General features: G+C 49.7%; 11 protein-coding genes. 6 read left to right on the top strand and 5 right to left on the bottom strand.

Going from position 1 to position 14,380, the window contains the following annotated elements; translation table 11 throughout:
- The first annotated feature begins 33 nt into the window (after positions 1-33).
- A complete protein-coding gene (gene rdgB / locus ACYVIY_RS15890) occupies positions 34-612 on the top strand; it encodes an RdgB/HAM1 family non-canonical purine NTP pyrophosphatase (protein ID WP_460977355.1) in 579 nt (192 codons plus the stop codon).
- Positions 613-688: 76 nt separating this feature from the next.
- Here rdgB and ACYVIY_RS15885 read toward each other — a convergent pair whose 3' ends face one another.
- Positions 689-2,809 (bottom strand): peptidylprolyl isomerase, encoded by a 2,121-nt coding sequence (locus tag ACYVIY_RS15885; protein ID WP_460977354.1) that lies wholly within the window; start codon positions 2,807-2,809, stop codon positions 689-691.
- A 97-nt stretch (positions 2,810-2,906) separates the two neighbouring features.
- Positions 2,907-3,626: a DUF3291 domain-containing protein gene (locus ACYVIY_RS15880; protein ID WP_460977353.1), complete on the bottom strand. Its 720-nt coding sequence runs from the start codon at positions 3,624-3,626 to the stop codon at positions 2,907-2,909.
- Between the two features lie 390 nt (positions 3,627-4,016).
- Between ACYVIY_RS15880 and ACYVIY_RS15875 the strand changes: the two genes are divergently transcribed.
- Positions 4,017-4,955 carry a hypothetical protein gene (locus ACYVIY_RS15875; RefSeq protein ID WP_460977352.1) on the top strand — a complete coding sequence of 313 codons (939 nt, stop codon included), beginning with the start codon at positions 4,017-4,019 and terminating at the stop codon, positions 4,953-4,955.
- A gap of 238 nt (positions 4,956-5,193) precedes the next feature.
- On the opposite strand, the gene ACYVIY_RS15870 is transcribed toward ACYVIY_RS15875, so the two are convergent.
- Together ACYVIY_RS15870 and ACYVIY_RS15865 are read right to left on the bottom strand one after the other, a co-directional pair.
- On the bottom strand, positions 5,194-5,751 hold the full coding sequence (locus ACYVIY_RS15870; protein WP_460977351.1) for a sll1863 family stress response protein: 558 nt from the start codon (positions 5,749-5,751) through the stop codon (positions 5,194-5,196).
- Positions 5,752-5,849: 98 nt separating this feature from the next.
- Complete coding sequence (locus tag ACYVIY_RS15865) at positions 5,850-6,473, bottom strand: thioredoxin family protein (protein WP_460977350.1); 624 nt, start codon at positions 6,471-6,473, stop codon at positions 5,850-5,852.
- Positions 6,474-6,686: 213 nt separating this feature from the next.
- Between ACYVIY_RS15865 and ACYVIY_RS15860 the strand changes: the two genes are divergently transcribed.
- Genes ACYVIY_RS15860 through ACYVIY_RS15845 form a run of 4 tightly spaced genes read left to right on the top strand, consistent with a single transcriptional unit; the run spans position 6,687 to position 12,930 of the window.
- Complete coding sequence (locus ACYVIY_RS15860) at positions 6,687-7,298, top strand: TetR/AcrR family transcriptional regulator (protein WP_460977349.1); 612 nt, start codon at positions 6,687-6,689, stop codon at positions 7,296-7,298.
- Positions 7,299-7,346: 48 nt separating this feature from the next.
- Positions 7,347-8,726: a TolC family protein gene (locus ACYVIY_RS15855; protein ID WP_460977348.1), complete on the top strand. Its 1,380-nt coding sequence runs from the start codon at positions 7,347-7,349 to the stop codon at positions 8,724-8,726.
- A 31-nt stretch (positions 8,727-8,757) separates the two neighbouring features.
- Positions 8,758-9,813 carry an efflux RND transporter periplasmic adaptor subunit gene (locus ACYVIY_RS15850; RefSeq protein ID WP_460977347.1) on the top strand — a complete coding sequence of 352 codons (1,056 nt, stop codon included), beginning with the start codon at positions 8,758-8,760 and terminating at the stop codon, positions 9,811-9,813.
- Positions 9,814-9,849: 36 nt separating this feature from the next.
- Positions 9,850-12,930: an efflux RND transporter permease subunit gene (locus ACYVIY_RS15845; RefSeq protein WP_460977346.1), complete on the top strand. Its 3,081-nt coding sequence runs from the start codon at positions 9,850-9,852 to the stop codon at positions 12,928-12,930.
- 108 nt (positions 12,931-13,038) lie between these two features.
- Here the strand turns inward: ACYVIY_RS15845 and ACYVIY_RS15840 are convergent, their stop codons facing one another.
- Complete coding sequence (locus ACYVIY_RS15840) at positions 13,039-14,319, bottom strand: T9SS type A sorting domain-containing protein (protein ID WP_460977345.1); 1,281 nt, start codon at positions 14,317-14,319, stop codon at positions 13,039-13,041.
- Positions 14,320-14,380 lie beyond the last annotated feature (61 nt).

Genomic DNA, 14,380 nt, shown 5'->3' with positions numbered 1-14,380 from the left:
GTAGTTATTTCTGCAAACGGCTTTTTTATACCTATGGAACTCTGCTTTGCCACGAATAACGCTCACAAGCTGGAAGAAGTAGCCGCCAGGCTCGGTACTACGTTCACCATTAAAACACTCAGCGAGATCGGCTGTACGGACGAACTGCCCGAAACTTCAGGAACGATCCCTGGAAATTCGCGGCAGAAAGCCGATTACGTCTGGACACATTACGGTATCTCCTGCTTCGCCGATGACTCTGGGCTGGAGGTAGATGCCTTAAACGGAGAACCTGGAGTGGACTCTGCTTTTTATTCAGGAAGCCGCGATTTTAATAAAAACATACAGAAGCTGCTATCTAATCTAGATGGGCAGACAAATCGAAAAGCCAGATTCATAACGGTGTTCACGCTGATCCTGCATGGCGTTGAACACCAGTTTGAAGGCGTAGTTGATGGACAGATTCTTACAGAGCCGCGGGGCGCGGGTGGTTTTGGCTATGATCCGTTATTTGTACCAGACGGCCATGATCGAACGTTTGCCGAAATGACCATTGAGGAAAAAGGCGCGATTAGCCATCGATCACGTGCACTAGCCAAGATGATCAAGTATTTAGAAAAACAGATCGTGTAGTTACTGAGTACCATCTATAAACAGAGAAGCCGCTACCAACGATTGGTAGCGGCTTTTCTGTTCCTCAATCAGGCGATTAATAGAACTTCGCCCGGCGGTCTTCAACTTTAGCAGCTTCTTTAATGGCTTCGTTGATATAGAAGCCCGTTCTAGACGAGTTGTTCTGCTGAAGCTGCGTTTTATACAGTGCGTAATCGGCAACAGCTGGGGCTGGCGTTAATTTAGTCGTTTCCATCACTAACACACCACCTTCGCCAGCGAATGGCTTCGACCGTTTACCAGGCTTCAGACCAAATGCTTTACCCAATGCGACTGGGTCAACTCCGGCGCTACGTAGGAATCCAGTGGCCAGATTAATATCCTCAGCGGTTTCAACCAGCGCACCGGCACCATATTTCTGTGCAATCGTTTCGAGCGATCCACTAGCATTACCGAGCTTACTAATGATCTGCTGGGCTTTCAGCTCGTTACGAACTTTGGCGGTCAGTTCGCTGCGGTAATCCTCGACTTTTACGTCGTCTTTATCGGTCTTGTTTGTCAGCACAGCGATTACGTACTGATCACCAACTTCAAAAGGTTCCGATACGGCACCAATGTCTGTCTTATCATCAAATGCCCACCGAACGATCTGGCGAACTTCCGTTCCGTTCAGGGCATTGATCTGGTTAGCGCCTTCAGGAACACGTTCAGCCGTAGCTACCACCAGTGACTTATCTTCTTTTACCTTGGCATCAAACGCTTCTTTCGTGTTTACGTCCGAGGCAAACTGATCGGCTTTACGTAACGCTTCATCGCGGGTCGTCTGACTCGGCGTGATTGTTTTGCCAATACCCGCTACGCGGTACAGGATGTTTGTTTTCGGCTCGGTTACTTTAATGATATGGTAGCCAAATTCCGTTTCAACCAAGCGGGGAATCAGACCAGCCGACGTTGCAGCAAACACAGCGGTTTCAAATGGCTTCACCATCTGGCCGTTGTTTTTGAAATAGCCTAGATCGCCACCCACCGAACGCGAACCATCGTCGCTATTGGTTTGGGCCAGGGCTTCGAAGCTAGCACCACCCTGAATCTGGTTCAGGATCGCTTCAGCACGACGACGAGCGTCGGCTTTGGCCGAATCCGTTTGCGCGGTTGCACGTATCAGGATATGACTCGCGCGAGCCGTGAAACTTGTGTCCCGTTTAGAACCGCCGTATTTATATATGAAATACGTATTGCCCTCGCGGAACGGACCGTAAATACCACCCGGAGAGAATGTTGGAATAGCCGCCCGAAGCTGCTCAGGCATTTCGCCAGCGGTCAGGTATAGTGGCACACGCACGTCGCTGTTTTGCTGAGCAAAAGTCGAGTCATTCTGGGCCGCCCCCAATCCACGGGCCAGTGATTTGATTTCGTTGTACAACGTAGCACTATCTTCTTTAGACGGAGCGACTGAGAACGTTACGTACTGAATCGACCGGCTATTTGATCCAGGATACTCGTCCTTGTGCTTGTTGAGGTAATCCTGCAATTGCGAGTCCGTTACCTTAACCGTTGTATCGTTGATGCTGTAGTAAGGTACAAACAGAAACTTAACGTCTGCTTTCGAATTCTGCGCCTGATACTCTTTTTGCGCTTCGGCAGTCGTGGCAAATACAGACAGGCGCATCAGTCCTTCGTATTTTTCGCGAAGTCGGTCAGAGCTCAGGTTTTTCTCGAAATTCGCCCATGCAACCTGCTGCTGGGGCGGCAGATTTTTCAGGCCTTTAAGGTAATTAACAATCGCACTTTTGTCAAAAACGCCCGTTTGGGGATTTGTAAACGCCTGACGAACGGCGGGGCTGATGTTATTCCCCTGCACCATGTCAACGAGTTCTTCGGGCGATACTTTCAGGCCAAGTTTGTCGAACTCTTTTTGGTAGGCAATTTCGAATAAAAGCTGGTTCCAGGCCTGCTCGCGAAGCTGGGCTAAATCCTGCTCGGCCGGGGCACGACCGGTTTGCTGCTCAAATTGCGCCCGGAGTTCATCGACTTTGGCATTGAATTCGGGATAGTCTATTGACTGACCCGCAATTTCTCCGACTTCCTGTTGGTTTCCGCCGAACAGCGTACTACGGCCGCCGAGCAAATCCCCCCCTACAATGAACAGAATCAAGCTGACGGCAATAACACCTACGGCCACCCCTGAACGTTCCCTGATCTTGTTAATGACAGACATTTCGCTTTATACGTACAATTTAGCCCGCAAAATAACAATTTTCCCTAGTGGAATCCAAGTAACGACGGTGATGGAATAACCGAAACCGTATGTTTTTTTATTGAGATTCAGTTGCGGAGGCCAGTTGCCGGGCAACTTTATAGAATAAATCGCCCTCTGCTTTGCACACACGAAAACGCGCGAATAATTCTTCCGTATACCAGCGTCGCTGCCGGGTTAGCCGAACTACTTCTTTGTGGCCGGTTTGCCGATACGCATACTGATCAACCGCAGCCGGGTCGCGCCACACGCTGATGGTACACTGCTGAACGAGCGGAGCCTCACCGACCCCAATGCCAAACAGTAGGTTATCTCCCTGCTCGGTAAGCCGCTGACGGGCCTGAGGTACGTGTCGCCAGAAGTCAGGAAGAGCACGGGGGCGGATAGTAGCGCGGGTAAGCACCGCAACAGGATGCCTGGCTCCGGGCTGGGCTGGCTCTAATTCGTTGCTAAAGGGATTCTGGCCGTCCCACAGACCATGCGAACGTTGGGGTTTAAGATGTAGCGTACTTACCTGCTCGGTTCCTTTTCGCAATTGGTGGTAAACAGATGTGGTAGAAAAAGCGTTGGCACTCGCTTCGTTTTGCCAGACACCCAGATGGACATACGTACTGAAATCTGGAACCAGGCCAAAATTACGACCGCTTCCCATGAGCTTACTGAATTGCAGGTCTGGAACCTGAATGGGCTGCATTAGAAAACGCCCCATATTCGCAAAAGCCTGAAAACGAGCGTGAGATTGATAGCGAAAAACAGTTACGGTTACGATAGACGACATACTAGTTATAAACCGGCGTTTATGCTGCTTGTTCACAGAACCACCATTCCGTGCAGCAACCGATTAGCAACTAAAGCAGCGCAGTAAAAATACAACTGTCTCCCTGGTAGCTTACCCGGTTGATTTACGTTAGATAGTTTTTCTAGTAACGTATTTTGCGATATTCCGCCCGACCCGACAGCTCATCCCTCTGGCCATACAGCTCCGTATATCAAATGTGGTCGGTGGCTGTGCGATGCGTGCCTGAAGTAAAACCAATCGCTCAAAAAGTGACGTAACTTCACCAAATAACTACCGACGGGCACAACGGCAAGAAAGAGTTTTTATAGATTTGAACCGTTTCCAGACCCCATGGGTCTGTAGGATTGATCAGTCAACTAAATCCCTTCTATGAACTATCTGTTGTCCAGCCTTCGTAAGAACTTACTAGTCTCAATGCTGGCCGTCTCAGCGTTGACTGCCTGTTCAGACTCATCTACCCCGACGCCTGCCCCAGTTGCTCCTCAGCCTGCGGCTACGGCCGAGCCAAATTGGATTAAGCAGCCGCTTACCCTGCCAACGCTGGTTGAGTACAAAGCCAGTGAAGGCTATTTTTCGAACCAGACGTTTCGCTCCACGTTTACTTACGATGAGCAAAATCGGCTTGTTGCAATCACCCAAAAGTTCTCTGATCCCCAAGAACCTAATCCTCAATTCCAGTTTGAGTACACAGAGCTGGGCTTACGTCGTATTTTGCTACCACCTGCCCTGATTACGGACCGCTTAACGGTTCCTGATGCGAACAATGCAAAGTGGGCTAGCTTTGAGCTAAACTACCAAAACCAAACCTTGCAGGCCAAGCTGTTTCTGGATAGCAAAGAGCAGAAAACGGTTTCGATCGAACTTGATCAGCGTGGCTTTCCCATAAAAGAGAAGCTCGCCGGACTCTATTTCGATGCTGCAGGTAATGTCGACTGGGTAGCCCGTTCTCGGCAAGAAAATACGTTGAATCCACAGTTGCGGTCGCAAGTCACCGAGCAGCGTTATGATACGCACAAACCGGTCTTTAGCCACGTACGGGAGATACAGCTTCTGGAAGCGCTGTTGAGTACGTTGAGAGAAACTATTCCTACATCCGGCCTGATTGGGTTGGGCACATCGTTAAATAACAACAACTTGCTCTACCTTAAACAAAGAAACTGTACATCTGACAATAAGTGTCAGGATAGCGTTTTAGAGCAAAATCAAGTTTTATCAGTGAATGAATCGGGCTTTCCCACCCAACTTCATTATAGCCTGGGCGCCTTTGGTTACTATGACTACAAGGTGACTTATAAGCAGGTGAACTGACAAGTCGTTAAAAAGCTACAGTAAGGAAGAAGTAGAAGGAGCAGACATTAGTAGCGTTGCCTAACATTGTTCTTTAAAAACTTTGACAAACAAACCATTACGTCTGTATCGTTGAACGCATTACAGGAAGTCGCTCTTCTCAACAAAATTGTAGCGCTTTTTCTACACATTCGTCACCAAAAAAGCCGTACCAGTCAACTGGTACGGCTTTTTTGGTGACGAATAGAGTGGGGTTTACTTAATCGTCTTTTCCATCAGGATCGACTTTGTCTTCGGCTTTGTCGAAGGCATTGCCAATATTTTTACCGGCTTTCTTGAAACCCGCTTTTATATCTTTCCAGGCCGCAGCGGTTGCGTTCTGGGCTTTATCTATATCGTTACCAAGTTCTTTACGTTCGGCTTCAAGCTCGGCCAGTTCTTCTTTCGATTCAGCTTTTGCCTGTGCGCCTTTACGCTTAATATCGGCACGTAGTTCATCGATTTTCGCGTCCAGTTTGTCTTTTTGAACGTTCATTTTGGCTACAGCCTCTTTGCGTTCGCGCTCGAAGTCTTCGCCAACCGCATCTGCTTTAGCATCTACTTTGTCGCCTGCTTCGTCTAAATCCTCGCGGGCTTCGGCCGTGGCATCCTTCGTATCGGCCTTTATAGCATCACCCGTTTGCTCCAATGCATCTTCGGTACGCGACTCGTTCTTATTATCCGAACCGCAGGCTTGCAGCAGAGCGAGCGAGGCTACTAACATGGTGGTACCAAACACTCGTTTCAACTGAGATCCCATTAATACTATCTTTTTCATAACGTATCGTGTAGTTTGATTTGGTAAACCGTGTGACAAACGCTGTGCCAAATAACGGAGACACCCTAACACGTTACGTCATTACGGCCTGCGGTCCGTCAATTTTTCCACTTGATAGCGCAGCCAATCGGTTTCGAGATGGGCGACGAAACCGGGCGGCCGGCCAGCAGACTACTCACCGCATCATCGACGTACCGGCGCTGCACACCAGCCGCATCCTGCGGGCTGTCGTCAATGCTGCCGACGTACTCCAGCACGAACTGATTATTCGTTTGTTTTAGCACGTAAACCTGAGGAGTTCGCGAAGCGCCAAAGGCACGGGCCACCGCCTGCGTTTCATCCAGCGCATAGGCGTACGAGTACCCCTTTTGACGAGCCTGCGCTTTCATATTTTCGAACGAATCGTCCTTGTAGGCAGTCGGGTCATTGGACATGATCGCCAGAACGGGATAGCCTTGAGGAGCAAACTTACGGTCAATGGCCAGCAGCCGATCTTCGTAAGCCTTCGAGAACGGACAGTGGTTGCTGGTGAACACAACTATAATTCCCTTCTGCGATCGGTAATCAGCCAGGCTAAGCACGCGGTCATCTATATTCTTCACCCTGAAGTCAGCCACTACGTCGCCAAGCGTATACCCTTTCGAAGGCTGTGCCTGCGTTATTACCACCTGACTAAGCAGCAAACTGGTTATACACAGAAGCCTATTGAGTGAGTTTTTCATTCACATTGATTTGTTTGAACGTTAGACAACAAACGTACCTAAACGATTAATAGTAAAGTTTATGCTTCGCTGGCGACGTCTGGCATGATACAATTTAGCGTTAAACTGCTGGGTTGCCCTTGATAACCGTTTACTCAATTCTAAATAGATTTTTTGACATGCGCTTGTTTACTAAACGCTGTTCAGTAAGTTTGCATTGTTAAGTACAACAAGATGGGAATAGCAGAGCGGAAAGAACGGGAACGAGAAGAGATGCGTAAGCTTATACTGGATGCTGCGCAGAAGCTATTCATTGCCAACGGTTTCGAGAAAGTCAGCATCCGTACTATTGCTGATGCGATCGAGTATAGTCCGGCAACGATCTATCTGTATTACAAAGACAAGAACGAACTGCTTTACGCCTTACACCAGCGCGGTTTTGCCAAAATGGTGGAAGAATTTCAGCCCTTGCTTGCCTTAGCCGATCCGTTCGAGAAACTAGTGGAAATGGGCAGGTCTTATATTCGATTTGCCGTTCAGAACCCTGAGTTATTCGATTTGATGTTCATCATGACGGCCCCAATGGACAAATTGGATAAGGAAGACTGGGTAGAAGGCGATCAGGCATTTGGATTGTTAATGCAAGTTGTTCAGGAATGCATGGACGCGGGCATTTTTCAGCCGCAAAACGTAAACGTAGTAGCTATGATGATCTGGAGTGGCATTCACGGCTATACTGCCCTATTCTTACGTAAGCGGCTTGGCATGTTCGATGAATGCGATCGCCAACCCATTATGGATGATGCATTTAATCTATTTTGCGAAACGTTGAAACGAGGTCTCTAAAATTTTTTATCCTATTACTAAACACTGTTCATTAAATGATAAACGATTATGATCTTCATTATCAGATTAATCTCAAGAGCGGCTCTTGCTTTACCGATTTTAGCTTCTGCGCAATCTCCTCTGGCCAGCTCATCAACCGTTCTGGAAGAATACATACACGAAGGAATTGCCAACAACCTGGCTCTTAAGCAGGAGTCTCTTGAAATCAATCGGGTTACGGAATCGCTGAACCAGGCGCGGTCGTTGTTCTATCCCAGAATCGCCTTCAATCCCACGTACTCCATGGCGGCTGGTGGACGGCGGCTGGAGTTTCCCGTTGGCGATTTACTAAACCCAGCCTATCGAACGCTTAACCAGCTCACCGGTACGGATCGCTTCCCGACCAATATCGAGAACGTCAATCAATTGTTAGCGCCGAATAATTTTCATGATACCAAGCTAACCGTTCAATACGCCCTTTTCAACACCGATATTCAATACAACTACCTCATTCAGAAAGAGCTGGTTTCGGCGCAGGAAGCGCGCAAACGGGTTATTGAAAATGAATTGCGCTACACTATAGCAACGGCTTACTACCAGTACCTGCAAACGCTGGACGCCATACAGATTTACGAAAATTCTCGCAAGGTCTTACTCGAACTGACTCGCCTGAACGAGAAACTGGTCACTAATAACGTAGCTACCCGGGAAGTCGTTACGTCGGCGCGGTACGAAATCAGCAAGATTGATCAGCAATTGGCTACGGCTGAGAAAAACCGGGAAACGGCCCGGGCCTATTTCAACTTCCTGCTCAATCGTGACTTAATGGCCTCGGTCAATGTCGATTCATCGTTGACGAAGATTCTTCCCGAAGCCAGCGAAAACTTAGCTGACTTACAGCAGACGGCTTTACGAGGACGTCAGGAGCTTACACAATTGAACGGATCACTGCGAGCGGCTCAAACCGCCGTGCGCCTGAACGAGGCAAATGCTAAAATTCCTAATGTATACGTAGGTGGCAGCACCGGCTTTCAGGGCTTTGGCTATACATTTCGTAATCAGGCCTACGTAGTAGCGCAGCTCGGTTTGCAGTGGGATCTGTTTCGAGGGTACGAGAAACGCTCGAAAATTCAGCAGGCCCGGATTCAGACCGATGCCCTGAACACCCGACTGGCGGAGGTTCAACGGCAGATTCAATTGCAAGTCCTACAAGCCTATTACGACCTGAACGCAGCCACTGAAAGCCTGGCCGCTACGCAGAGTGGCATGGTTAACGCCGACCAGACGTTTCGCGTGATCGACAGCAAATACCGGAACGGGCAGGCCTTGCTGATCGAGTTTTTGCGATACCAGAACGACCGGCTCACCGCTCAGTATCAGCACTCGCTCGCTCGCATGGACGTACTGGTAAAACGAGCCGCCCTCGACCGCGCCGTAGCCGTCCAGTAGCTCATCCTTCATCAATCTTTCTCTTACTACTATGAAACTTTTGCACATTATTACTTCTCTCCTAGTGGCTGTGGCGCTTTGGGCGTGCGGCAGCAAAGCGGAGCAGGCTCCGGCCGAAAAAATATCGGTTGACGAAGCCGTGGTTCCGATTAAGCTAACGCCGGTTCGTACGGTAGTTCGTGCAGAACCCATCATTGCGTCCGGGCTGGTTTCTTCTTCGGCAGAGGCACGGCTATCGTTCAAGGTTGGCGGCATTATCGATCGTATGTTCGTTGACGAAGGACAGCCTGTCCGCAAAGGCCAGCTGCTGGCGACACTCGACCTCACCGAGATCAACGCGCAGGTGAGTCAGGCTCAGCTAGCTTCCGAAAAAGCCGAACGTGATCTTGGCCGGGTTAAAAGTCTCTACGCCGATACGGCAGCAACGCTCGAACAGCTCCAGAACGCGACAACCGGCACGAACGTAGCAAAGCAAAACCTGACTATAGCCCACTTCAACAAGAACTACGCGCAAATTCGGTCGACGGTTGATGGTACGGTTACCCGAAAAGCAACAAATGCTGGTGAATACGTTGCGCCGGGTGGGTCAGTCTATTTCATCTCGTCGAACCGCCCCAGCGACTGGGTCGTACGCGTTGGCGTATCGGATAAAGACTGGGCTCGCCTTCGCCTTGGGAACCGCGCTACAATCATACTGGACGCTTACCCCGACCGAACCTTTACGGGTACCATCAGCAAGCTGGCGCAGGCGGCTGATCCTGCCAATAAGCTGTACGAGGTTGAAGTACGTATCAACCCGGCTTCGGTCCGATTGGCTCCCGGCCTTTTCGCGAAGGTAACGCTCATGCCAGCCCAGAGCCGCAGCTACGCGCTGGTTCCGGTCGAATCGATCGTTGAAGGAAACGGTAAAGATGGTTTTGTCTACGTACTGGCCGATGATCACAAACGCGTAAAAAAACTGCCCGTGCAAATTGGCTTTCTGGATGGCGACAAAGTCTTGTTGACCAATGGCCTGTCGAACGTAAAAGACGTAGTAACCGCCAGTTCGGCCTTCCTGACAGAGGAATCGACCGTTGTAGTTAAATGATTTATTGAACCGTACAGGAACAGCTATATCTGAGCTATGAACCTATCCGAATTTTCCGTTAAAAACTGGCAGTTTATGCTGGTGCTGTTTCTTGGCGTAGCTGCGCTCGGCATCAACTCGCTGCTGAATATGCCGCGGGGCGAAGACCCTGAATTTACGGCTCCTCAGTTCGCTGTAGTCGTTGTATATCCGGGTACCGATGCCCTCGACATGGAAGAGCTGGTTGTTGATCCGGCCGAAAAGCGCTTCAACGAACTGGATAATATCAAACACATAGTGACCAACGTAGACGATGGCCTGGCCGTGTTCCGGGTCGAATATGAATACAGTCAGGATGCGGATGAAAAATACCAGGAGATTGTGCGGGAGGTGAACGCGCTGCGTTCCGAACTGCCTTCCGATGTGTTTGCCATCAACATCAATAAATTCTCGCCGTCTGATGTAAACATTGTGCAGGTGGCGCTCCAGTCCGAAGTGGCTTCGGATAAAGAGTTGGGCAACTACGCCGATGCGCTAAAAAAACGGCTCGAAAAAATAACCAGCCTCAAAAACGTAGAGGATTGGGGATATCCGTCGGGCATCGTACGGGTATCGCTGAACATCGAGAAGATGGCCCAGGAAGGAATTCCAACCAACCGTGTCGTTGGCGCGTTACAAGCCGAAAATGCGAACATTCCGGGAGGAAGCGTTCAGGTTGGCACTCGCAAATTCAACGTAAAAACCACCGGTGACTATCAATCGCTGGACGAGATCCGAAATACAATTGTATCCAGCAACGGCCAGAAGGTTATCCGGCTCGGCGACATCGCAGACGTAGCGTATAATCTGGAAGATGAAACTCACATCACCCGACTCGACGGCCACCGCGCGGTACTGGTCACGGCAAGTCAGAAGATCGGCGAAAACATCGATAAAGTTGGTAAGCAGATCAACCCAGTTATCGACGAGTTTGCCAAAACGCTACCTCCACACATCAAGTTGGTTAAAAACTTCGATCAGGCTGCCAGTGTGGGCAAACGGCTATCGCGCTTTTCAACCGATTTTGCGATTGCGATTCTGCTCGTCTCGTTAACGTTGCTGCCTTTAGGCTTTCGGGCGGCTGTGGTCGTTATGATCTCGATTCCGCTTTCGCTCGCGATCGGTTTGAGCTTATTAAATGCCTTCGGCTTCAGCATTAATCAACTCAGCATTGTAGGGTTGATAGTTGCCCTGGGGATTCTGGTTGATGATAGCATCGTGGTTGTCGAGAACATTGAGCGTTATCTGCGGGAAGGTTACTCGAAGCGGGAAGCGGCCATCAAAGCGACGAGTCAGATTACGTTAGCGGTCATTGGCTGTACTGTGACGCTGATTCTGGCTTTTCTGCCTTTATTGTTCCTACCGGAAGGTTCTGGCGATTTCATCCGATCGCTACCAATGGCCGTTGTTACGACAGTGCTGGCTTCGCTCGTTGTTTCATTGACTATTGTGCCGTTTTTGGCGAGTCGCCTGCTGAAAGAAGAACATAATCCGGAAGGCAACATTTTTCTGCGGGCGCTGAAAAAGCTCATCAGTGGTTCATACAGTCGCTTGTTAGGTGCCGCCCTTCGTCGGCCAGTCATTACGTTGCTGGTGGCCCTAGCTATTTTTGGCGGTGCCTTGTCGTTATCCGGTAAAGTAGGGTTTGGCTTATTTCCGGCTTCGGAGAAACCGCAGTTTCTGATCAATATCGAAACACCCGAAGGCAGCAGCCTAAGCGAAACCAACCGAGTCGCCCGTTACGTTGAAAGTCAGCTTAAATCTGATCGGTCCATTCGGCACTTCACGACAAATGTTGGCAAAGGCAATCCACGTATTTACTATAACATCATTCAACGTAACGAAGCGGCTAACTTCTCGCAGTTTTTTGTGCAGCTACATGACATTGAACCGGCCGAGAAACAGGTTCTGATCGACAAGTACCGCGACCGGTTTGCGCTGTACCCGAACGCTAAAATCGAAGTAAAAGACTTTGAACAAGGCCCCGCGCAGGAAGCCCCGGTAGCCATTCGGGTGTTCGGCGAAAATCTGGACACGTTACGTACAGTAGCCGCCCGGGTTGAACACGTATTGAAGCAAACCTCGGGAACGATCTACGTGAACAATCCGCTGGCGAACCGAAAAACCGATCTGCGCATTAAGATCAACAAAGAAAAAGCAGGTTTACTGGGTCTGTCCATTGCCGACATCAACCGTACAATCCGATTGGCCGTCGCCGGTTTGAATGTCGGTACGTTCAAAGCACCAAGTGATAACGACGACTACACCATCAACGTAACGTTACCGAAAGGCCGGGTTACGGACCAAACGGTTCTGAATAATCTGTACGTAAACACGCTTACGGGTGGTTCGGTCCCTTTGCGCCAGGTTGCGGATATCCAGTTTGAAACCGGCACAAGCCTTATTCGTCACTACGATAAAGATCGCTTTGTTACGGTGACCGCCTTTGTCAAAACCGGCTTTCTGGTGGATAACGTCTATACCGACGTATTGAAGAAGCTGGATCAGATGAAGTTTCCAGACGGATTCCGGTACGTTGCCGCAGGGGAGCTAGAAAGCCGCGAACAGTCGTTTGGTGGGCTGGGCACGATTATCCTGATTACCATTTTTGGCTTTCTGGCCGTACTGATCCTGGAATTTGGCACCATCAAAAGTACCCTTATCGTACTTTCGGTTATCCCATTGGGTATTATTGGGGCCATTGCCGCCCTGCTACTGACGGGTAACCCTTTCTCGTTCGTAGCGATCATCGGCCTTATCGCCTTGATTGGTATCGAGGTCAAAAATTCGATTCTGCTGGTTGATTTCACTAATCAACTACGTGAGCAGGGCATGCCTTTGGTTGAAGCGATCAAAGAAGCGGGTGAAGTCCGGTTTGTTCCAATTGTGTTGACGTCGCTAACCGCCATTGGTGGTTTGATGCCCTTGGCCCTCGAAGGCAATCCGCTTTATTCTCCGCTGGCCTGGGTCCTGATTGGCGGCCTGATTTCCAGCACCTTGCTTTCCCGCATTGTCACACCCGTACTATATAAGCTGCTTCCCCCGCGGGTTGAGGTAAAGACAGTTGTAGACAGTGAGCAGGAGCTGGCACTAGCCTAGCGCATCTGAATGTTTGGCTGTGTGCTGTTTCAGGCCTAAGTTAGTAGACTAGTAAGCGTCAGCTTTTATCAACAACTCACCTTAACTTGAATAGCACACAGCCAAACGTTAACGAACCAATACTTTAGTCGTTTGAATTTGTCCGCCAGTCTGCACCTGAAGCCAGTATAAGCCAGTGGTCAAGGGCGAAGATGGTACCAGATAAGCCTCACCAACTCCCTGCTCCAGAGTGCTTTCAATGGCTTGCCCCGTAGAGTTTAGTAAACGAATGACAGAATCCGTGGTATTCCAGAGCCGCAGGTGAATCCGTTCTGCTTCGGCCGGATTCGGATAGACAGCCACTACCGGCTGACTGGCCTCAACGATAGCAGCTACCGGTTTATAAACATGCGTTGTTCCATCAAGGTCAATCTGTTTCAGGCGGTAATAGTTAACACCAGGTAATGGATTCATATCGGTTAGCCCGTAATCCTGTCGCTGATCGGTAGTGCCCTTCGCGGCTATCTTGCCAACCGCTGTAAATTCCCCTAAGTCAGCACTGCGCTCTACCACAAACTGATCGGCATCTCGTTCGGAGGTGGTCGTCCACGCCAGCTGTACCCGGTCGCCTTCGGGCTTGGCAGTAAAGGAAAGCAGTGAAACTGGTAAAGAGCCGCTAATATCCCGCATGAGAATATTACCAACCTGCATGACGCCAACGCCATCGGCCAGCCTGAACTTAAAATTATTGATGGCCTGAGTAGGCGTCAGAACAGCCTGATCGTTAAACAGTCTGGTTGTCCCGATCCAGATGTCATACGTATCGTTGGGCAATGACTCCGTAGAACCTGTAGGGGACAGATAGGTCATCGTACCTCCCGAATTATTCATCGCAAACGTAATTGTCTGCCGACCGGAGTAGGAGCTACTGGTGCCACCGCCCCCACCCGAGGGGATGGTACGTACCTGAAACTGACCTGATCCTGCTGCCGACAACCCTATACCAAACCGGGCATACACATCAGCGTTAGGCGGGTTCTGTGGCCCAGAGTTAAACCCACTACCTACGTAAAAAATAAGAGCGCTTGTACCAGTCACCGATACGTCGCTTGAGATTACTTCAAAGCTGAATTGAACGTGCAGCGACGTTGGCGGCCCGTCAAAATTCGTTGATCGGGAGATGTAACCCGAACCGCTATCGGTTGGGCGCGAAAACTGAACGGCGTTATTGGTTATTGTGGCGTTCAGCCCGGAGAGGCCGTTAACCTGTGAATTGTTCGGGCTAGTGCTTACATACGTAGCAGGGGTTCCACCAGCCGAAAAATTCTGTTGAAAATACGTGGTCTGAGCGTTTGATGATCGGTTAGCCAACAATATGCCAGCCAGGCAAACTAAGTAGATTGCTTTCAAGAGTGGATGTGAACTAAGTTTATTACAAGTTACATCCGCAATGTATCTAATGTATTTTGAT

This window comes from Spirosoma knui (genome assembly GCF_054780635.1).
Note: the sequence above shows the minus strand (reverse complement) of the source record. Positions and strands in the feature narration are given on the sequence as shown.

Coding starts and splice junctions, on each gene's coding strand:
- ACYVIY_RS15880 (WP_460977353.1), bottom strand. CDS start 3,626: ATGTCGTCTATCGTAACCGTAACTGTTTTTCGCTATCAATCTCACGCT.
- ACYVIY_RS15845 (WP_460977346.1), top strand. CDS start 9,850: ATGAACCTATCCGAATTTTCCGTTAAAAACTGGCAGTTTATGCTGGTG.
- ACYVIY_RS15860 (WP_460977349.1), top strand. CDS start 6,687: ATGGGAATAGCAGAGCGGAAAGAACGGGAACGAGAAGAGATGCGTAAG.
- ACYVIY_RS15865 (WP_460977350.1), bottom strand. CDS start 6,473: ATGAAAAACTCACTCAATAGGCTTCTGTGTATAACCAGTTTGCTGCTT.
- ACYVIY_RS15885 (WP_460977354.1), bottom strand. CDS start 2,809: ATGTCTGTCATTAACAAGATCAGGGAACGTTCAGGGGTGGCCGTAGGT.
- ACYVIY_RS15855 (WP_460977348.1), top strand. CDS start 7,347: ATGATCTTCATTATCAGATTAATCTCAAGAGCGGCTCTTGCTTTACCG.
- ACYVIY_RS15870 (WP_460977351.1), bottom strand. CDS start 5,751: ATGAAAAAGATAGTATTAATGGGATCTCAGTTGAAACGAGTGTTTGGT.
- ACYVIY_RS15875 (WP_460977352.1), top strand. CDS start 4,017: ATGAACTATCTGTTGTCCAGCCTTCGTAAGAACTTACTAGTCTCAATG.
- ACYVIY_RS15850 (WP_460977347.1), top strand. CDS start 8,758: ATGAAACTTTTGCACATTATTACTTCTCTCCTAGTGGCTGTGGCGCTT.
- rdgB (WP_460977355.1), top strand. CDS start 34: ATGGAACTCTGCTTTGCCACGAATAACGCTCACAAGCTGGAAGAAGTA.